Annotated in this window: 20 protein-coding genes; 13 read left to right on the top strand and 7 right to left on the bottom strand. The window is 62.7% G+C overall.

Translation table 11 applies throughout. From position 1 onward, the window contains the following. The first annotated feature begins 11 nt into the window (after positions 1-11). Positions 12-230 carry a DUF3311 domain-containing protein gene (locus FTO74_RS08255; protein WP_162537711.1) on the top strand — a complete coding sequence of 73 codons (219 nt, stop codon included), beginning with the start codon at positions 12-14 and terminating at the stop codon, positions 228-230. Between the two features lie 55 nt (positions 231-285). Here FTO74_RS08255 and FTO74_RS08250 read toward each other — a convergent pair whose 3' ends face one another. Next, positions 286-1,047 carry an OmpA family protein gene (locus FTO74_RS08250; RefSeq protein WP_255462576.1) on the bottom strand — a complete coding sequence of 254 codons (762 nt, stop codon included), beginning with the start codon at positions 1,045-1,047 and terminating at the stop codon, positions 286-288. Positions 1,048-1,401: 354 nt separating this feature from the next. Between FTO74_RS08250 and uvrC the strand changes: the two genes are divergently transcribed. Then, the gene (gene uvrC / locus FTO74_RS08245) at positions 1,402-3,393 is read left to right on the top strand and encodes an excinuclease ABC subunit UvrC (RefSeq protein ID WP_162537709.1); all 1,992 of its coding nucleotides are present in this window, start codon (positions 1,402-1,404) and stop codon (positions 3,391-3,393) included. 39 nt (positions 3,394-3,432) lie between these two features. On the opposite strand, the gene FTO74_RS08240 is transcribed toward uvrC, so the two are convergent. After that, positions 3,433-4,335, bottom strand: a complete 903-nt coding sequence (locus FTO74_RS08240) for a neutral zinc metallopeptidase (protein ID WP_162537708.1) — start codon at positions 4,333-4,335, stop codon at positions 3,433-3,435. A 90-nt stretch (positions 4,336-4,425) separates the two neighbouring features. Between FTO74_RS08240 and rsmA the strand changes: the two genes are divergently transcribed. Further along, the gene (gene rsmA / locus FTO74_RS08235) at positions 4,426-5,220 is read left to right on the top strand and encodes a 16S rRNA (adenine(1518)-N(6)/adenine(1519)-N(6))-dimethyltransferase RsmA (protein WP_162537707.1); all 795 of its coding nucleotides are present in this window, start codon (positions 4,426-4,428) and stop codon (positions 5,218-5,220) included. Here the strand turns inward: rsmA and FTO74_RS08230 are convergent. The 3 genes from FTO74_RS08230 to FTO74_RS08220 are packed head-to-tail and all read right to left on the bottom strand — an operon-like array spanning position 5,212 to position 7,982. Then, positions 5,212-5,823 (bottom strand): hypothetical protein, encoded by a 612-nt coding sequence (locus FTO74_RS08230; RefSeq protein ID WP_162537706.1) that lies wholly within the window; start codon positions 5,821-5,823, stop codon positions 5,212-5,214. The genes rsmA and FTO74_RS08230 overlap by 9 nt on opposite strands. Next, positions 5,820-6,332, bottom strand: a complete 513-nt coding sequence (gene ruvC / locus FTO74_RS08225; RefSeq protein WP_162537705.1) for a crossover junction endodeoxyribonuclease RuvC — start codon at positions 6,330-6,332, stop codon at positions 5,820-5,822. Before ruvC ends, FTO74_RS08230 begins: the two co-directional genes overlap by 4 nt. Positions 6,333-6,368: 36 nt before the next feature. Next, positions 6,369-7,982, bottom strand: coding sequence for a glycosyltransferase family 39 protein (locus tag FTO74_RS08220; RefSeq protein ID WP_255462575.1), 1,614 nt, complete (start codon positions 7,980-7,982; stop codon positions 6,369-6,371). A 96-nt stretch (positions 7,983-8,078) separates the two neighbouring features. Between FTO74_RS08220 and FTO74_RS08215 the strand changes: the two genes are divergently transcribed. The 3 genes from FTO74_RS08215 to FTO74_RS08205 all read left to right on the top strand — a co-directional run bounded on the left by FTO74_RS08215 (position 8,079) and on the right by FTO74_RS08205 (position 11,225). Next, positions 8,079-8,654 carry a TetR/AcrR family transcriptional regulator gene (locus FTO74_RS08215; protein WP_162537704.1) on the top strand — a complete coding sequence of 192 codons (576 nt, stop codon included), beginning with the start codon at positions 8,079-8,081 and terminating at the stop codon, positions 8,652-8,654. A 57-nt stretch (positions 8,655-8,711) separates the two neighbouring features. Continuing rightward, positions 8,712-9,665, top strand: a complete 954-nt coding sequence (locus FTO74_RS08210) for an oxidoreductase (RefSeq protein WP_162537703.1) — start codon at positions 8,712-8,714, stop codon at positions 9,663-9,665. Between the two features lie 141 nt (positions 9,666-9,806). Then, the gene (locus FTO74_RS08205) at positions 9,807-11,225 is read left to right on the top strand and encodes a pyridoxal-dependent decarboxylase (protein ID WP_162537702.1); all 1,419 of its coding nucleotides are present in this window, start codon (positions 9,807-9,809) and stop codon (positions 11,223-11,225) included. On the opposite strand, the gene FTO74_RS08200 is transcribed toward FTO74_RS08205, so the two are convergent. Continuing rightward, the gene (locus FTO74_RS08200; RefSeq protein WP_162537701.1) at positions 11,218-11,988 is read right to left on the bottom strand and encodes a thiazole synthase; all 771 of its coding nucleotides are present in this window, start codon (positions 11,986-11,988) and stop codon (positions 11,218-11,220) included. The two genes, FTO74_RS08205 and FTO74_RS08200, sit on opposite strands and share 8 nt — an antisense overlap. A gap of 415 nt (positions 11,989-12,403) precedes the next feature. Here FTO74_RS08200 and FTO74_RS08195 point away from each other — a divergent pair, with 415 nt between their 5' ends. Then, positions 12,404-13,852, top strand: a complete 1,449-nt coding sequence (locus FTO74_RS08195) for a carbohydrate porin (RefSeq protein ID WP_162537700.1) — start codon at positions 12,404-12,406, stop codon at positions 13,850-13,852. A gap of 103 nt (positions 13,853-13,955) precedes the next feature. Here the strand turns inward: FTO74_RS08195 and FTO74_RS08190 are convergent, their stop codons facing one another. Then, on the bottom strand, positions 13,956-14,867 hold the full coding sequence (locus FTO74_RS08190; protein WP_162537699.1) for an A24 family peptidase: 912 nt from the start codon (positions 14,865-14,867) through the stop codon (positions 13,956-13,958). A 210-nt stretch (positions 14,868-15,077) separates the two neighbouring features. Between FTO74_RS08190 and FTO74_RS08185 the strand changes: the two genes are divergently transcribed. From FTO74_RS08185 to nuoF, 6 genes are all read left to right on the top strand, one after another. Continuing rightward, a complete protein-coding gene (locus tag FTO74_RS08185) occupies positions 15,078-15,485 on the top strand; it encodes an NADH-quinone oxidoreductase subunit A (RefSeq protein ID WP_162539777.1) in 408 nt (135 codons plus the stop codon). Then, on the top strand, positions 15,486-15,977 hold the full coding sequence (locus FTO74_RS08180) for an NADH-quinone oxidoreductase subunit C (protein ID WP_162537698.1): 492 nt from the start codon (positions 15,486-15,488) through the stop codon (positions 15,975-15,977). After that, complete coding sequence (gene nuoD / locus FTO74_RS08175) at positions 15,977-17,248, top strand: NADH dehydrogenase (quinone) subunit D (RefSeq protein ID WP_162537697.1); 1,272 nt, start codon at positions 15,977-15,979, stop codon at positions 17,246-17,248. The genes FTO74_RS08180 and nuoD overlap by 1 nt, the downstream gene beginning before the upstream one ends. Further along, positions 17,249-17,563 carry a transcriptional regulator gene (locus tag FTO74_RS08170; RefSeq protein WP_162537696.1) on the top strand — a complete coding sequence of 105 codons (315 nt, stop codon included), beginning with the start codon at positions 17,249-17,251 and terminating at the stop codon, positions 17,561-17,563. It abuts the gene before it with no gap. Between the two features lie 72 nt (positions 17,564-17,635). After that, positions 17,636-18,145: an NAD(P)H-dependent oxidoreductase subunit E gene (locus tag FTO74_RS08165; protein ID WP_162537695.1), complete on the top strand. Its 510-nt coding sequence runs from the start codon at positions 17,636-17,638 to the stop codon at positions 18,143-18,145. Next, positions 18,145-19,470 carry an NADH-quinone oxidoreductase subunit NuoF gene (gene nuoF, locus FTO74_RS08160; protein WP_162537694.1) on the top strand — a complete coding sequence of 442 codons (1,326 nt, stop codon included), beginning with the start codon at positions 18,145-18,147 and terminating at the stop codon, positions 19,468-19,470. Before FTO74_RS08165 ends, nuoF begins: the two co-directional genes overlap by 1 nt. Positions 19,471-19,554 lie beyond the last annotated feature (84 nt).

Below are 19,554 nucleotides of genomic sequence, written 5' to 3'. Positions count from 1 at the left end.
TGGGCAGCATCATGTCCTCCGCGCCCACTGAAGCCCGCAAGGCCCCCAATCCCTACTGGAAGCTGCTGCTCCTCCTGCCCTTCCTGGGGCTCGCCTTCCCGCAGCTCTACTCGCAGGCGACACCCGCACTGTGGGGTTTCCCGTTCTTCTACTGGTATCAGTTTGCGTGGGTCGCCATCGAATCGCTGCTCCTCTACCTGGTCTATAAAAAAGCCAACCCGCGCAAATAAAAAACTGCGGAGCACCGAAGTGCCCCGCAGTCATGCGGAAGAAGCTATCTGAAGGCTAGTTGCTGCCGCCACCGTTGCCCGGCGTCGCAGCGGCGCTCATGTTCGAGAGCACCTGCACCTCCACGCGACGGTTCTGGGCGCGTCCGGCAGCGGTCTTATCGCTCGCCACCTGCAAGTCCTTGCCGATGCCGACCAGGTAGAACTTATGCGGCGGCACGTTGTACTTCGTCGCAAGATAGTTCGCCACCGCGTCGGCGCGGCGCTGGCTCAGCCGGTAGTTGTACTCCGCGTCACCCACCGAGTCCGTACCGCCCGTCACCTGCAGGATGTATCCACGCGTCGAGGTCAGCGACCCCGCCAGCGCATCCAGATCCGCCTTGTCCTGCTTCGTCAGCACCGCCTTGTCGAAGGCAAAGGTCACACGCACATCGGAGAGCTGCTTGTAGTTATCCAGATTGGCGATCACACCGCTCAGCGAGTCCACGCGGTTATACGCCTCCTGGGCCGACCGGCCCGCAACGTTCGCCTGCTGCCCCGCCGCCAGCGCGTGCTGGTCAGCCTGATCGGCCGCCGTCTGCGCTCCGGCGATGCCCTTCTGCGCGCGCTCATCCGTATCCAGAATTGCGCGGTGATCGGCAGCCGTCTTCGCATCCAGATCGTTGGTCTGCTGGATCAAGGGTGCGGTCTGAGAACGAACATAGTTCTTGGAAGAGCAGCCAACGAACGCAGACGAGAGAACGAGCGCGCTCGAAAGAGCCGCCACATAAAATTTGTGATAACCAGCCGGTTCGATTGACTTGTTTAGCTTGGCTTGCATATTCATCTCCTCCATTTAGAGAACGAAGCAACATCCACTTCAGGGGCCCAACTTCTGTAATAACCCGATTGCTCAACGTGGCCCGAATTCATAACCCAACAACGCAGCCCAACTACCTGACCCCACTTCTGGCCCGACAACACAGAAGATCACTGCAATCTCCGTGCCACTTCCGCGAAAAAATACAACCCCATATACCTCAGCAACTTACAGGAGATATCCGATAAGGAAACCCAATTCGCCAATCGCGGCAGCGCGTAATTTTTACTGCATCGCAGGGCCAAAATATCCCCCGTTATCCCATGCGTATTCAGCCTGATACCTCCGCAGCTAAACTAGTGAGAGCGGAGAAACATGGACCTGCTGCAGAAAATCCGGACCCTGCCCACCCAGCCGGGCTGCTACCTCTACAAAAACGCTGAAGGCGAGGTCATCTACGTCGGCAAGGCCAAGAACCTGCGCGCCCGCGTGCGGTCTTACTTTCTCGAAGCCAACCAGCTCAACAACCGCAAGACCGGCTCGCTCATGCGCGAGGCCGTCGACGTGGACTACATCACGGTGGCCAACGAGCGCGAGGCCCTGGCGCTCGAGAACAACCTCATCAAGCAGCGCAAGCCCCGCTTCAACATCCTGCTGCGCGACGACAAGACCTACCCCTACATCAAGCTCACCCTGGGCGACCGCCACCCCAAGGTCTTCGTCACGCGCAAGCTGCGCAAGGACGGCAGCGCCTACTTCGGCCCCTACTTTCCGGCCAACCTGGCCTACCGGCTGGTCGACCTAATCCACCGCAGCTTCCTCATCCCCTCCTGCAAGGTCGATCTCAACCGCTACCACCCCCGCGCCTGCTTGCAGTACTACATCAAACGCTGCCTCGGCCCCTGCGTCGAGGGCCTCATCTCCAACGAGAGCTACCTCGAGACCATCCGTGACGTGCAGCTCTTCCTCGACGGCCGCACCGATGAACTGGAAAAGTTATTGGGCCAGCGCATGGAGGCCGCCGCTGAGGAGATGCACTTCGAGGCCGCCGCCCGGCTGCGCGACCAGATCCTCACCGTCCACCAGATGCAGGACAAGCAGCGCATCGCCACCGTGGACAACGAGGACGCGGACGTCTTCGGCTTCCACTACGAGAACCAGATGCTCGCCGTGAACCTCTTCCACATGCGCGGCGGCAAGATCGTCGATCGCCGCGACTTCTTCTGGGAGGACCTGCCTGAGTCGCTCGACACCACGCTGAACGAGGGTGCCTACGACCCAGTTGAAGACGAGTCGCACCTCGAGCCTAACCCCATCGCGAGCGCGCCCGAGGTAGAAGACTCCCTCGCCCTCACGCAGCGCGCCCACGTCACCGAGCTGGACGGCGAGTTCTCCCCCGCGGCCTTCTTCTCCGCACTGCTCAAACAGCTCTACCTCGACCAGGCCTACGTTCCCCGCTCCATCTATGTGCCGGTGGACTTCCCCGACCGGGCGCTGCTCGCCGACGAGTTATCCGAACGGGCCAAGCACCGCATCGAGCTGGCCGCTCCCCAGCGCGGCGACAAGCGCTCCCTCGTGGACCTCGTCTGCCAGAACGCCAAGCAGTCCTACGACCAGCGCTTCCGCGTCCTGCAACCCGGCGCGAAGGTCATTCAGGAGGCGTTGCAAGAGGCCCTGATGCTTGAGGAGCTGCCCCGCCGCATCGAGTGCTTCGACATCTCGCACATCCAGGGCTCGGAGACTGTCGCCTCAATGGTCGTCTGGGAGGACGGGGCTATGAAAAAGGCGGATTACCGCAAGTTCCAGATCAAAACCGTCTCCGGCAACGACGACTTCGCCAGTATGCGCGAGGTGATCCAGCGCCGCTACAAGCGCCTGATGGACAAGGAGGGCAAAGACGCCGAAAAGGGCTTCCCTTCCTTGATCCTGATCGACGGAGGTCTCGGCCAGCTCCACGCCGCCCACGCTGCGCTGGTCGAGATCGGCGTTACGCTACAACCGCTCGCCTCCATCGCCAAGAAGGAGGAGATCATCTACGTCTACGGCCAGGAGAACGACCCAGTGGTCCTCGACCGCCGCTCCCCCGTGCTGCACCTGATGCAGAAGATCCGCGACGAGAGCCACCGCTTCGCCGTCACTTACCACCGCAAGCGCCGCCAGATCCGCGACCGCGCCACCGAGCTGGATGCCATCCCCGGCGTAGGCCCGCGCACCCGCCAGCGCCTCATCGAACACTTCGGCAGCGTCCGCGGCATCAAGCAGGCATCCCCCGACGCTCTGACCGCCGTAGTCAACGCCGCCACAGCCAAGAAGATCACCAGCTACTTCGCTGGAGAAACCGAACCCGTACTGCCGATCCTGCTCTAAGCAGTTTGCACGCGGAGCGTCGAGAACAGCACGAAGTGCCTACGGGGCCAGCTTCCCATCGAACGTCGCGCAGGCCGAGACCTTCCCCGTGCTCAGCCCGGTCGTGAACCACTTCTGCCGCTGCGCCGAGCTGCCATGCGTCCAGCTCTCCGGGCTCACCGCCCGCCCGCTCATCTTCTGCAGGTGGTCGTCCCCGACCGCCGCCGCCGCGCTCAACGCGCCCGCAATGTCGTCTTCATGCACGATATTCCGCTGTTGTGTGCTGTGCGCCCAAACCCCGGCGAAGCAGTCCGCCTGCAACTCCAAGTCAACCGAGAGCACGTTCTGCTCCTCAGGATTAGCCGAGACCGCCTGCCGCTCCCGCGCCTCGATCCCCAGCAGCTTCTGCACATGGTGCCCCAGCTCGTGCGCGATCACATAGGCCTGCGCGAACTCCGTCGTCGCCCCGCCAAAGTGCTTCAGCTCATCCCAGAAGCTCAGGTCGATGTATACCTTCTGGTCCTGCGGGCAGTAAAACGGCCCCGTCGAAGACCGCGCCGTGCCGCATCCCGAGTAGGTCGCGCCCCGATAGATCACCAGCTTCGCATGGGGATACGTCTTACCCGCAGCCGAAAAGATCCCGGTCCAGGTCTTCTGCACGTCGTCCAGCACAAAGCTGATGAGCTGCACATCCCGGTCCTCGCCCGCCGAATGTGGCTGAGCTGGTCCTGCCGCCCGCGGCCCCGCCTGCTGATACTGCGACGGAGCAGCCCCCGGCCCCGAGAGTACGCCGCTCAGAAAATTTCTCCCCGTAGCCAGGCTGAGCACCACCAGCACCACAAAACCTGCGATTCCCAGCCCACCTCCGCCGCCAAAGCCGAAGCCGCCCCCACCGCCATCCCCACCCGAAGAGTCTCTTCGGTCCTCAATATCCCCGCTCTGCGCTCCCGGTGTCCAGTCCACGGCCTTCTCCTTCGTAGTTCCTTATGTCCCTGTTAGATGCGCTTCAACCCCGAACTATCGTAACCCGCCCCGCGCGTTTACCCTCAAGAGATGCACAAGTTACGCAAGCCCAAGCTCGGCCAGAACTTCCTCGTGGACGACCGCGCCCGCCACCAGATCGCGGACTCCCTCGGCGACCTCAGCCAGCGCACCGTCATCGAGATCGGCCCCGGCCACGGTGCTATTACCGACATTCTGGCCACCCGCTGCCAGCGCCTCATCGCGCTCGAGCTGGACCGCTCCCTAGCCGCCGAACTGCGCTTCCGCTTCCGCGAACGCATCAACGTCCAGATCGTCGAAGCCGATGTGCTCGCAACCGATCTGCTCTCCTTCGCCCAGCCCGGAACGACCGTAGACATCATCGGCAACCTGCCCTACTACATCACTTCGGACATCCTCCTGCATCTCTTCGCCGCGGCCACCGCGGGAATCCTCGGTCGCGCTGCCCTGATGATGCAGCGCGAGGTAGCCGACCGCGTCTCCGCTGCCCCCGGCGTCCGCGACTACGGCCTGCTCTCGGCCACCACCCAGATGTATGCCCAGGTCGACAACCTCTTCACCCTGCCACCCGAGGCCTTCAATCCCCCACCCGACGTCTACTCCACGGTCCTGCGCCTGCACTTCGCCCCCCGCTTCGCCGAGCTAGGCGTAGATCCGGCAGGTTTCGACGCCTTCCTCAAGCAGGCCTTCGCCCAGAAACGCAAGACGCTCCAGAACAACCTCCGATTTGCCGGAGTCGATCCCCAGTTGCTGGCAGAGAAATGGCCCGCCGGAATCCCCGCTCAATCCCGCGCCGAGCAGCTCCCCCTGGAAGACATGGCCCAGCTCTACCTGGCTTTAAGGTAGAGCTGCCAACTCCGCCGCCCGCACCCGCACCCGCTGTATCACCTGCGCATCCTCCGCAATCGACCGCAGCACCGGCGCGATCATCCCCGGCTCCAGCGCGCTGCCGTCCTTCAGCTCCTTCACCAGCGTCTCCATATCCGCATCCAGCCCCAGCCGGTCGAAGCGGTGATCCACTTCCAGCTTCCGCCCCAGATCGAGGGTCATCGCCAGCCCCAGAAAGACATTCGTCAACTGGACAAGCTGCTTATTCTCCGTGTAGTCGTACGCGCAGCTCCCCTTGCCGTCGGCCCCCGCATAGGTCATCGACTTCGCGCCCGTACTCGCCACCTTGGCCTTCGAAGCGCAGACCATCTCGAAGCGGTTCAGCCCACGCGCCGCAGCCATAATCGCCTCAGCCCTCACCGTCGGCACCTCGATCTCCCGATCCACCTCCTGCCGCTCCCCCACCCCGCCACGTGGAGCCACCTGCGCCACATAGCGACCGCTGCCGTCCTCACTCACGCTCAGCTCATACTGCGGCACCGGCATCCCCTCGCGGGCATAGGTAAACGTCACTCGAGCCGTATCGGCCCCCATTGCGAGCAGCAGCAGCAGTGCCTTCACCGGCCGCTCTTCCTGGCTACGGGAGCACTCTGCGCCGTATGGATATGGCAGATCGCAATCGCCAGCGCATCGGCCGCGTCCGGCGAGTCGAAGGCCCCGTCCATCTCCAGCAGTCGAGTCACCATAAACTGCACCTGCTCCTTAGCCGCCAGCCCATACCCCACCACCGCGCTCTTGATCGAGAGCGGCGCATACTCGAACACCGGCCGCCCGCAGTTAGCAGCCGCCAGCATGGCCACTCCGCGCACCTGCCCCAGCTTCAGCGCGCTCTTCGCGTTGGCCGAAAAGAAGACCTCTTCAATCGCCACCGCATCCGGCTGGTGCAGCTCGATCAGCGCCGTCAGCTCGGCGTACACCTGCGCCAGCCGCTGCGGAGTCGTCTCCTTCTTCTTCAGCCGGATCGTCCCCGCCGCGCAGTGCAGGAGCTTCGGGTTCCGTGCGGTCTCATCCACCCGCACCACGCCATACCCGGTAAACTCCGTCCCGCAGTCGATCCCGAACACCCGCATGGCTGCCAGTGTAACAACCTGTGCCACCCGCCGACACTAGATGAAGTCCTTCATCTTCTCCCACACGAACGGCATCTCCGGCCGACGTCGCCGCAACAGGTAGATATGCTTATGCCGCTCGAACGGCATAGCCAGCGGATCGTCCATCCGCCCAAGCACCGTCACGCTCTCGTACTGCCCCTGCAACTCTTCGAGCGAGCCGCCGCTAATCGCAATCGCGATCTCACCCGTGCAGCCATGCGTACCCCACATCCAGTAGCTGTTCTGCGGACTGATCGCCGCCGGAAGGCTCGGCTCCTCACGCCGCCCCAGCAGGTCCAGCGCCCCGGCCTCGCCGTAGTCATCCCCATAGATGCAGACCTCCCGCTGCTCCGCCGGAGTCAGCCCCCGATACGCCTTCACCACCGTATCCACCTGCTGCTGCCATCCAAACCGGTCCGCATAAAACTGCGGCAGCGGCCCGGTCTCCGCCGTCTCGGACTTCGATCCATGCAGGTGCATCGCCGTGGTGTAGCGGATCCACGTATATGGCCGCAACACCGGCGAAGCCATCGGCAGGACCAGCACCGTGCTCACCAGCAGCATCCCCTCGAAGACCGGAAACGCCACCACGCGCCCCTGCCGCACGCTCTTCCTTGCGGCAAAGCGATGCTCCCACGCGATCGCGCCCGCGGCAAAGAACGCCGGGTAGATCCCCGCAAGGTAATAGTCCTTGGCGTGCAGGCCGAACATCGTCACAAAGAACACCACAAAGGCGACGCCCAGCCACCGCATCCCACGAATTGACCTTCCCCGCAGCAGCGCGACCACCCCAGTACCCCAAAGAGCGAAGTTCATCGGCTGCATATTGAGAAACTGTTGCATAAAGAACGGAACCGGCCCCAGAATCACGTTCTTATGCTCGGCCCGTCCGTTCTCTAGAAACTCCAGCGTAGGCCAGTGATTCTGCGCCTGCCACAGCAGATTGGGCAGCGCGATCAGGATCAGCAACCCTACTCCCACCGCCGCCCAGCGCGTCGCCAGCAGCCTGCGCTGCGGGGTGCAGAGCAGGCCAATCGCCACCGCAATCAGGAAGAACGTCATCGAAGGCTTGTTCAGCAGCCCCACCCCAGCCGAGACGCCGAACACCATCCACCACATCCCCTCCGAGTACCCCCGTTGCACCAGGACCAGCGCCAGTACACAGACGCTCCAGAAGATCGGCTCGAACGAGTTCATCGAGAGAAACCCATGCAGCGCGATGTACTGCGGGCATAGCAGCACGCCGAACATCGCCAGCGCCTGCGCCGGTCTCCGCCCGCCCAGCGCCCACGCGATCACCCCCGTCAACCACACCACCACTGCTCCGGCAGCAGACGAGAGCACCCGCAGAGCAAAGACGCTGGTGCCGAAGAGCAGCTCCCCCAGTCGCGCCTGCACCGCGACCACCGGCCCATGATCGACATACCCCCAGGCCAGATGGCGTCCACAGGCAAGGTAGTAGAACTCATCGCGAAAGTAGCCATACCCCAGATGCTCGGTCCACAGCGTAAGCCCAAACTGCAGCAGCAGTTTCACGACGGCGAAGATCGCCGCCAACCGCAGCGCTGCGGACAAGGCAGACCGATCCGGATGATCGACGAGGGAGACACTCATAGTCATATCTGCCATCTACGCAGGCAACGCAGCCACGGTTCCATCTCAATGGACTTCCTTCGCAAGCTATCCCGGAAATAGTGAGTGTATGCTTACTAAAGGAGATCGTACATGGCACGGGTCAAGAGCGCGGACAAACGCAATGCCATCCTTACCGCCGCCACACAGGTGGTGGCCGAGCGCGGCGTCGGCGCCACCACCGCCGCCATCGCGGGCAGAGCGCAGGTCTCTGAAGGAACCATCTTTACTTACTTCGCCAGCAAGGACGAGCTGCTCAACCAACTGTACCGCGAACTCAAGCTGGAACTCGCCGACGCCATGATGTCCGGCTTTCCGCGCCGCAACGGCGTCCGCAGCCGCTTACAGCATGTATGGAACTGCTACGTGGATTGGGGCGTCGAAAACCCTTTCAAACACAAGGCTCTCCAGCAGCTCATCCTCTGGTCAGGCCTTACGGACGAATCCAAAGCCGCAGGCATGGCCCCGTTTGTCGAGATCCAGCAGATGCACCGGGAGGCGACCGAGAGCCGTATCTTCCGTGAGCTGCCGGAAGAGTTCGCCGCAGCCACCATGTCCGCGCTCTCCGAGACGACCGTAGCCTTCATGCAGCAGCAGTCTGAACAGGCAGCCATATACCGCGACCTCGGCTTCGAGATGTTGTGGGCAGCAATCGCGCGAAAAAAGTGATTTTTTATTGCACCATATTGAGTAAACACTCAATCAATATAAAAGGAGGAATTCAACATGGCGGCATGGACGACACATAACATCCCCTCACAGGCAGGTAAGCTCGCGGTCGTCACCGGGGCAAACAGCGGCATCGGCTGGAACACAGCTCTGGAGCTGGCGCGAGCCGGAGCCTCGGTCATCCTGACGGCGCGCTCACGAGAAAAGGGCGAAGACGCGGTGCACCGCATCCAGCGCCTGCTCCCCTCGGCCCAGGTGCGCTACGAGCAGCTCGACCTGGCCAGCCTCGCCTCGGTCCACGGCTTCGCGGCAAAGATCGGCTCCGAGCTGAAGCTCGATCTTCTGGTCAACAACGCGGGCGTCATGCGCATCCCCACCCGGGAGCTGACCGAGGACGGCTTCGAGAAGCAGTTCGGCACCAACTACCTCGGCCACTTCGCCCTTACTCTGCTTCTGCTCCCGCTCCTGCAACGCTCCCCCGCTCCGCGAGTCACCTCGGTCAGCAGCGGAGCCGCGAGCATGGGCCTGAAGAAGATCAACTTCGACGACCTTCAGTTTGAGAAGACTTACGCGCCCTGGAAGGTCTACTGCCAATCCAAACTGGCGAACCTCCTCTTCATGCAGGAGCTGGCGCGACGTAGCGCGGCCCAGGGCATTCCGCTTCTCAGCAACGCCGCCCATCCCGGCTGGGCGAGCACGAACCTCCAGAGCAGCGGCCCAGGCCGTCCACTCAATCGCTTCGAGAACTTTATCCAAAACCGCTTCTCGCAGAACTCCGCCCAAGGAGCGTTGCCCACGCTGCGCGCAGCCACCGCGCCCGATACCCGCTCCGGCGAATACTTTGCCCCCGGCGGAACCCTCCAGCTTACCGGCTCGCCCATCCTGGTGCCACTGCCCAAGCCCGCGCAGAACTCTGAAGCAGCACGAAAACTGTGGGACGTTTCGGAACAACTGACGAAGGTGGAATGGCCTGTTACGAACTCAACCCGAGCCGCCTTCCTGCGCTCCTGAACAAATCCCGGTGCCCCATGTCTCGATTCTGAGACATGGGCTTCACTCGCAGCACAGCCCTGCCACACAGCCCCCAAGGCCGCACGAAGTGCCATCAGGAGATAATCTACCCAGACCCTCCGAGAACGGTACGAAGTACACATGACCCCAGAAGAGTTTCGCAGCTACGGCCATCAGCTCATCGACTGGCTCGCCGACTACCACGCCACCCTCGCCACGCGTCCCGTCCAGGCCGCCACCGAGCCGGGCGAGATCCGAGCCCAGCTCCCCGCCGCGCCGCCCGAGCAGCCCGAGCCCTTCGCCGCCGTCCTCGCCGACCTCGACCGCGTCGTCCTCCCCGGCCTCAGTCACTGGCAGCACCCCCGCTTCTTCGGCTACTTCCCCTCGAACGCCCTGCTCTCCGGCATCCTCGGCGACATCGCCAGCACCGGCCTCGGCGTCCTCGGCCTCTCCTGGCAGTCCAGCCCCGCCATCACCGAGGTCGAAGAGGCCGTCCTCGACTGGGTCCGCCAGATGACCGGCCTCTCCGCCGCCTGGTCCGGCGTCATCCAGGACACCGCCTCGACCAGCACCCTTGTCGCCCTCATCACCGCCCGCGAGCGTGCCACCGGCTTTGCCCTCGTCCACGGCGGCCTCCAGGCCGAGACCCATCCGCTAACCATCTACGTCTCCACCCAGAGCCACAGTTCTGTGGATAAGGCCGCGCTTCTCGCAGGCTTTGGCCGCGACAATATCCGGCTGGTTCCCTGCGACGAAGACTTCGCCATGCGCCCCGACGCCCTGGCCGAGATGATCGCTGCCGACCTCGCCGCCGGTCTCCATCCCTGCGCGGTCGTCGCCACCACCGGCACCACGGCCACCACCGCCATCGACCCCATCGCGCCCATCGCCGAGGTGGCCGCCCGCCACGGCCTCTGGCTCCACGTCGACGCGGCCATGGCCGGTTCGGCCATGATCCTGCCCGAGCTGCGCTGGATGTGGGACGGCATCGAGGCCGCCGACAGCATCGTCGTCAACGCCCACAAGTGGCTGGGCGCGCCCTTCGACTGCTCCCTCTACTTCGTCCGCGACCCCGAGCATCTGGTCCGGGTCATGTCCACCAACCCCAGCTATTTACAGTCGTCCAACGACAGCAAGGTGCGCAACCTCCGCGACTGGGGCATCCCGCTGGGCCGTCGCTTCCGCGCGCTCAAGCTCTGGTTCCTCATCCGCGAGCAGGGCGTCACCGGCCTGCAAGCCCGTCTCCGCCGCGATATCGCCAACGCCCGCGCCCTGGCCGACGAGATCGCCGCCACTCCTAACTGGCGCGTCCTGGCCGACGTTGTCCTGCAAACCATTTGCATCCGCCACGAGCCGCCAAACTTGACTGGAGACGCTCTCGACGCCCATACCCGCGCCTGGGCCGAGGCCGTCAACCGCTCCGGCGAAGCTTATCTCACCCCGGCCGTCATTAATGGTCAATGGATGGTCCGCATCTCCATCGGCGCGATCGCCACCGAGGCCGCCGACGTGGCCGCCCTCTGGACCACCATCCAGAGAGCAGCCGCAGCTACTACTTAGAGATACCTTCCATCGGCGAGCTGGCCGACGCGTACAGCTTCCTCGGCATCCTGCCCGCCAGGAAGGCCTCGCGACCAGCCGCCACCGCCTTGCCCATCGCCGAGGCCATCAGCACCGGGTCTTTCGCCCCCGCGATGGCGGTGTTCAGCAGTACACCGTCGTAGCCCAACTCCATCGCCAGCGCCGCGTCGGAGGCAGTGCCAAGCCCGGCGTCGCAGATCAGCGGAACCTCGGTAATCAGCTCGCGCAGCATCGTCAGGGTGTGCCGGTTCGCAATTCCCACGCCCGTGCCGATCGGCGCTCCCAGCGGCATCACCGCCGCCGCGCCTACGTCGATCAGGCGTTTCGCAAAAACAATGTCATCAGAGGTATAGGGCAGAACAGTGAAGCCTTCCTTCACCAGCACCCGCGTAGCCTCCACGGTCGCCGCCACGTCTGGGTAGAGCGTCGGCAGATCGCCGATCACCTCGATCTTCACCCAGTCCGACAGCCCCACCTCACGCGCCAGCCGAGCCGCCCGGATCGCCTCCTCAGCCGTGTAGCAACCAGCCGTATTCGGCAGCAGAAAGTACTTCTTCGGGTCGATATAGTCCAGCAGCGACTCCGAGTTGCGGTCCAGGTTCACCCTCCTGACCGCCACCGTCACCATCTCCGTACCCGACGCCAGGATCGCGTCCCTGGTCTCCGGCCCGTCCTTATACTTCCCCGTCCCCACGATCAGCCGCGACTCGAAGTGCCTACCTGCAATTACCAAAGGGTCCATGGTTGCCATTCTAAATCCGCCACGACCATAAAACAGAAGGCCCGCAGCTCAAGCGAGCGGCGGGCCTTCTGGCGGTGAACTGTTGAGATTGACCTGAGGCATCCGCACTCGGATGGGCCTCGGCGTAGAACTTCTGTGGAACGCCAGGACGAAGAGCGGGATGCTCTAAGCCTCAGTCACCTCACGTACCGTTGTGCAACTCTTGCTCTTAATTTTCATAGGCTGGACCATCCTCCTTTCCCGTGTGACAAGAACATAACCGATCAACATACGCCGGTCAAGCAGCCCGTATGCGGCTGCGGCCATCCCATTTACTCTGTTATAGATACCTTCGCAGATACAAAACATCGCATCCACAAAACCTTCGCCGCAGATTCTTATTCTGTTCACGAAGGCCATAGATGATTGGAACTCCATGACCTTCTCCCCTACGACCAGCCTGCTGGCCGCCCTGCTGCTCGCCGCTCCCTGCTCCTATGCCCAGCAGCAGCCAATGCCCGATGCTCCCCAGCCCGTCAGCCAGAGTGCTGACCATAGCAGCGATCAGGACGCCTCCGAGCCGGTCGCCACGCTCTTTCCGCACTCGGACCACACGCGCTACCTCATCCTGGGACAAGCCAATATCATCTTTCAGGCCCACGGGCCGTTCCACTCGCCCTACTCCGGCCCCAACAGCCTGCTCGGCCGCGGCGAGTATAAAACGTCGATGGTCGGCACACTCTTTTTGGGCTTCCAGCTCAACACGCGGCCGAAGTACGCCACCGACATCATCTACGACGAAGAATCTGCCGGAGGACGCGGTATCTCCGAGGCGCTCGGCCTCGCCGGGTTCACCAACCTCGACGTCGTCCGCAATCCCAATCTCGGCTCTACGCCGTACCTGGCCCGCGTGGAGCTGCACCAGGTCGTTGGACTCTCCAGCAAGCTCACCGATACCCCTCGAACGCCGTTCTCGCTGGCCACACAACTGCCCGAGAGACGGCTTGAGTTCCATGTCGGCAAGATGGGGATGCCCGACTTCTTCGACCAGAACTCCATCGGCACAGACTCGCACCTCCAGTTTATGAACTGGACCGTCGACAACAACGGCGCGTGGGACTACGCCGCCGACACTCGCGGCTACACCTACGGCTTCGTCACCGAGTACTACTCGCCCACCTTCAATGCGCGCTACGGACTGGCCCTGATGCCCACGGTCGCCAACGGCATTGACCTGGAGTGGAACCTGCGCCGCGCCCGCGCTCAGAACTTCGAGTTCGAGCTGCACCGCGGCCTGCTGGGATCGCTGCTCAAGCCTGAGCGCAAGGGCGTGGTGCGGGTGCTCGGCTTCGTCAACGACGCCAACATGGGCGTCTACCGCGACGCCAACAAGGCCTTTCTCGCCGGGCTTACAAAGACGCCGGAGGTTACGGACCACGCCTTCCGCACCACGCAGAAGTACGGAGTCGGCCTCAACGTCGAGCAGGAGATTACGCCCTATCTGCGAGCCTTTGGCCGCTTCGGCTGGAACGAGGGCCAGCACGAGTCGTACGCCTACACCGAGGTGGACGACACCTACGAGATGGGCGCCGACTACTCGGGCCGCGCCTTCAACCGGCCTCTGGACAAGATTGGCCTGACCTTCGTCACCAACGCCATCAAGAAGGATCACCAGACGTATCTGGCGCTCGGCGGCAAGGGCTTCATCCTGGGAGACGGCAAGCTGAACTACGCTCGCGAAGACACGCTGGAGGGGTACTACAACCTGCACGCGTGGCGCGGCGTCTTCTACGCGCTGGATCTTCAGTACATCAACCACCCCGGATATAACCAGGACCGAGGCCCGGTGCTGGTCGAATCCGTCCGAATGCACGTCGACTTCTAGGTACTTCGTACCGTTCTCGGGGCGGCATAGGGGAATTCTCGGCATGGGGCCTTCCGTTGGTCGGCAGCGAAGATTTTTATTTCCGACCAAGCCGTGCCTTTAATTACCCCAGCAGGCCTCGATACCACTCCACCACGCGATCACCCCAGAGCGCCGCGACCAGCCCGCCGATCCCCAGAAAGCTTCCCAGCGGCAGCTTCGTCAGCCCATGTGCCCGGCCGCGCAGCATCAACACCGTTCCGTATAGAGCGGCACACAGCACCCCGACGAATAGGGCCACCATTGTCGGCCAGAAGCCCAGAAACGCCGCGATCATCGCCAGCATCTTCACGTCGCCCAGCCCCAGCCCGTCCTGCTTGCGCAGAGCCCGATAGATCCACCGCACCATCAGCAGGAGCAGTGCCGCACCCACTACCGCCGCTATCCGTCCGAAGATCAGCGCCTCCGGCCCGGTCAGGAAGACGTTCCCGCGCGCCGCGAAGCTGCCGGGGCTGGAGAGCCTGAGCTGATGGCTGGTGTTGAGGACGATCTGGTCCTCGCCCGGTCCCAGGAAGATAGCCTGTGAGCAGACCAGGAATAACCCCATCGCCACACCGAGCAGAGTGAACTCATCCGGTAGCCGCAGCGTCTGCCAGTCGATCACGATCAGGCCGATCAACAGGAAGCCCAGGACGGCAAAGCCAATCACGTCGATATACTCGCCCGGGGTGGTCACAGCCGCTACGGCCAACTGGCGCACGACCACGGCAAACCAGACGCCCACCGCCAGTTCCACCGCCGGATACCGCCACGGGATTGCCTTTCCGCAGTCGCGGCAACGGGCCCGCAGCAGCACCCAGCTTACGAGCGGCAGGTTATCGAACCACCGAATCCCTGCTCCGCACTGAGGGCAGCGCGATCGGGGCGAGACCACACTCAGCCCCTCCGGCACCCGTGAGATACAGACGTTCAGAAAGCTGCCGAAGAGCAGCCCCACCAAAAACCCGGCCAGTTCAAAGATGTACAAGGAAGCCACCACCCAAGTATAGGGACTCGGCGGCCTCAGCCCTAATCCGGCCTAAACTGGTCCGAAATCGGCTTTACGCTGAAATCTCGAAGCTCTCGAGACTCCAGTAAAGACGCGGTCGCGGCGGCTTGCCGACACCTGCTATCCACAGTTCGATACGTCCCATTACCGCCCGCTGCTTGACTCTTGACGATGCTGAATCTAACGTAAAACATGGCCATGCAGACATATCCGTATCTCTGGCAATACCTTCCTCTCGTGCTCCAGATCCTGGTCGCCCTGGCAGTCGCCGGCGGCATGGTCGGAGCCTCATTCTTCATCGGTAAACACAAAAACTCCCGCACCAAGAGCGAGACCTACGAGTGCGGCATGGACCCGGTGGGCGACGCCCGCGGCCGCTTCTCAGTGCGCTTCTACCTGGTGGCGATGCTGTTCATCCTGTTCGATGTCGAGGCCGTCTTCATGCTTCCCTGGGCGGTCATCTATCGGCAGCTTCCGGCAATCACTGGCTCGCGGCTCTTCGGTTTCTGGGAGATGCTGGTCTACATCGGCTTCGTCGCCGTGGGCCTCTTCTACGTATGGAAGAAGGGCATCCTGAACTGGGCCAACGACAAGGGAGACCTCTAAATGTACGATCCCGCCACTGCCCTGACCGGCACCGAAGCCGTCTTTGCGGCGCACCCTGAGAATGCAGCAGTCGTCGCGCTTCAGGGTCTCGCCAACGACGCCAAGTTCGACCGCGACGAGCTGACCATCTACGTTCCGCGCGAATCCATTATTGCCGCCGCCAAGACGGTACAGGCCGCCGGGTACAACTTCCTCGAAGACGTGACCGGAGTAGACTGGTATCCGTCTGAGCCGAGGTTCCAGGTGACCTACCACATCCTGAGCCATAAGTTTAAGCAGCGCGTTCGGCTGGCCGTACGGCTCAGCTCGGAGGACGCTTCGCTCGACTCGATCACCTCCGTGTGGCCCTCGGCAAACTTCTACGAGCGCGAGATCTTCGACCTCTTCGGCGTCCACTTCGGTGGGCACCCCAACCTGCGACGGATCATGATGCCGGAAGAGTGGCAGGGGCATCCGCTGCGCAAGGACTACCCGGTGGAGGGCTACCGCTAATGGCTACCGCAGCGCCGCCAGAGTACGACATCAACCGCGATATCGACCCGGGAGTCGAGCAGGTCATCGCCGATGCCGCCCGCCACACCAGCAGCGAGCCCGGCCCCGATCACACCATGATTATCAACATGGGCCCGCAGCACCCGTCTACACACGGAGTTCTGCGCCTGGTCATCGAGATCGACGGCGAGACCGTGGTCTCGTGCGCGCCCGATATCGGCTACCTGCACACTGGTATCGAGAAGACCTGCGAGGCGAAGTTCTACCAGCAGGTGGTGCCGTTGACCGACCGCATCGACTACTTGTGTCCGATGACGAACAACACGGCCTACTGCCTGGCGGTGGAGAAGCTGCTGGGGCTCGAGATTCCGGAGCGCGCGCAGTACATGCGCGTTCTGCTGAACGAGTTGCAGCGCATCCAGTCGCACCTGGTATGGCTGGGAACGCACGCCATGGACGTGGGCGCGCTGACCGTCTTCCTCTACTGCTTTCGCGAGCGCGAGCAGTTGCTGAGGATCTTCGAGAACATCTCCGGCCAGCGCATGATGACCAGCTACATGCGCATCGGCGGGCTGGCACTGGAGCCACCGTCGGACTTCTACGGACAGGTGCAGGAGTTCCTGACCACCTTCCCCAGCAAGATCGCCGAGTATGAGGGTCTTCTTCAGACCAATCCGATCTGGATGGGCCGTCTGAAGGGCGTGGGCTATCTTTCGCCGGAGAATGCTATTGCTCTGGGCGTCACCGGCCCCCCGCTGCGGGCTTCGGGCATCGACTGGGATCTGCGCCGGGATATGCCCTACTCGGGCTACGAGAAGTTCCAGTTCAACGTGCCGACCTCGACGGTTGGCGACGTGTGGGCGCGGTATATAGTACGGATGCAGGAGATGCGCGAGTCGGTGAAGATCTGTCAGCAGGCGCTGGACGGAATGCCGAGTGGCCGCATCGTGGCCGACGCTCCGAAGATCATTCTTCCCGATCGCGAGCAGATGAAGACCCAGATGGAGTCGCTGATCCATCACTTCAAGATCGTGACCGAGGGCTTCGGCGTTCCGGCTGGCGAGGTCTTCCACGCCATCGAGGCTCCGCGCGGCGAGATGGGCTACTACGTGGTGTCGGACGGCACGGCGAAGCCCTATCGCGTACACATGCGGAACCCCGGATTTGCGACGTTGCAGGCGCTCGAGACGATGTGCAAGGGACGGCTGATTGCGGACGTGGTTGCTGTGATTGGATCAATTGATATCGTGCTTGGAGAGATCGACCGATAGATGGATGCGCGGCTCAGGACCGAGCTTTGGACGTCCTGGGCCTCGATGCTTCGGGTGTACGCTGCGGCGCATGGCTTGAACAGCACGCATCATGCAGTGGTTGAGATCGGCAAGGATGAGATTGTGCTGCGGGTCGATACCCGCTGGCTACGGTTCACGCAGGATGAGGCAACAGGCAGTGCGGGCGAGCAGATGACGTTCGCGCTCAACGAAGACGGAAGCGTTCGGATCGGGGCCACAACGGACGATATGGACATGGCGGCAGAGAGGGTGGCTCGGCAGATGCTGGCTCACCCTGTAGTTGCGGTAATCTGAAGCTATAACGCATAGGCCAAACTCGAAACATTAGTAAGACTCGAAAGATTCAGATTCGGCAGCAGGAGCAAGATGAGCGCAATCGCGAATACGATTTTTTCGCCAGAGATGGCGGCCCGCTTCGATAAACTCGTCACGATCTACCCCGTGAAGCGCTCGGCACTGGTGCCGATGCTGCTCTACGCGCAGGACGAGATCGGATACGTCTCCGAGGCTGCGATCCAGGAGATCGCCAAGCGGCTCGACCTCTTCGACCTGGACGTGCGCAACGTGCTGAGCTACTACTCCATGCTGCGGACTACGCCGGCGGGCAAGTACAACGTGCAGGTATGCACGAACATCAGTTGCATGTTGCGCGGCGGGTACGAGATCCTCGACCACTGCAAGGCCAAGCTCGGCATTGGACACAAACAAGTAACCGAAGATGGTCTTTTTTCGCTCGAAGAAGTCGAGTGCATCGGGGCCTGCTGCTGGGCTCCGGCCATGCAGGTGAACTACGACTTTCACGACGATCTGACGACCGTGAAGGTGGACGACATTCTCGCGCAGTATGCGGCGGGCAACGGAAAGGACGTGAAGTAATGCCACGTCTCGTATCGCATCCGGATGAGGTAAAGGTTCTGTCGCGGCGGTTTGGCATGGGTGCGGCGAACATCGACAAGTACATTGAGTTGGATGGCTACAAGGCCGTGCAGCAGGCCATCGCCGAAGGCCCGGAGTGGATCATCAACGTGATGAAGGCGAGCGGGCTGCGTGGACGCGGCGGCGCGGGCTTCCCCACCGGGTTGAAGTGGTCGTTTGTGCCGAAGAATATCGACAAGCCGAAGTATGTGCTGGTGAACGGCGACGAGTCCGAGCCCGGTACATGCAAGGACCACGTGATCTTCCTTGAAGACCCGCACTCGGTGATCGAAGGCACGATGATTGCCGGGCTGGCGATTGGCTCGAAGCTCGGCTTTATCTACCTGCGCGGCGAGTATCGCTATCTGCTGAAGATCGTCGAGAAGGCTGTCGCTGACGCCTACGCGAAGGGCTTCCTGGGCAAGAACATCTTCGGCTCGGGCGTGGACTTCGACATCATCACGCAGACGGGTGCGGGTGCTTATGAGGTCGGCGAAGAGTCGGCACTGATGGAGTCGCTCGAGGGCAAGCGCGGTGTGCCGCGCATCAAGCCGCCCTTCCCTGCTGTGGTTGGGTTATATGGCGGGCCGACGGTCATCAACAACGCCGAGACCATTGCCAGCGCGCCGCACATCCTGCTGATGGGCGGAGAGGCTTACTCGAAGCTGGGTTCGGAGCGCAATGGCGGCACGCGCCTGTTCGGCATCAGCGGCCACGTGGAGCGGCCGGGCGTGTACGAGCTGCCCATGGGCTACAACTTGAAGAAGGCAATCTACGATGTTGCGGGCGGCGTCAAAGGCGGCAAACAGCTGAAGGCCGTGGTGCCCGGCGGCTCGTCCTGCCCGGTGTTGCTGCCCGATGAGATCGACGTCGGCCTGGACTTCGACCAGATGGGCAAGGCCGGGACGATGCTAGGGTCGGGCGGAATCGTGGTGCTCGATGAGACCGTCTCCATCGTCGAGTTCGCTCTGCGGGTTATCTCGTTCTACCAGCATGAGAGCTGCGGCTGGTGCATCCCCTGCCGCGAGGGAACGGACTGGATCAAGAAGACCCTGACCCGCGTGTACGAGGGCGGCGGCATGAAGAAGGACGTCGACAACGTGCAGTACCTGGCCGAAAACATGATGGGCCGAACCTTCTGCCCGCTTGGCGATGCGGCTGCGATGCCGACTCTGGGCTTTGTGAAGAAGTTCCGCAAAGAGTTTGAAGATTACATCGAAGGCAAGAAGGCTGGAACGCCGATCATCACCGAACAGGCGCATCACCCTGTTGGGGCGGCGCATTGACGAATCGCGGGCTGGCGCTCGCACTGTTTATGGTCGCGGTGCTGCTTGTCGCGATGCTGGTTAAGTCGAGGGAGCATCACCGAA

The organism is Granulicella sp. WH15, assembly GCF_009914315.1.
Taxonomy (GTDB): Bacteria; Acidobacteriota; Terriglobia; order Terriglobales; family Acidobacteriaceae; genus Edaphobacter.
The sequence above is the reverse complement of the archived record's forward strand: the minus strand, read 5'-3'. Positions and strand labels throughout refer to the sequence as shown.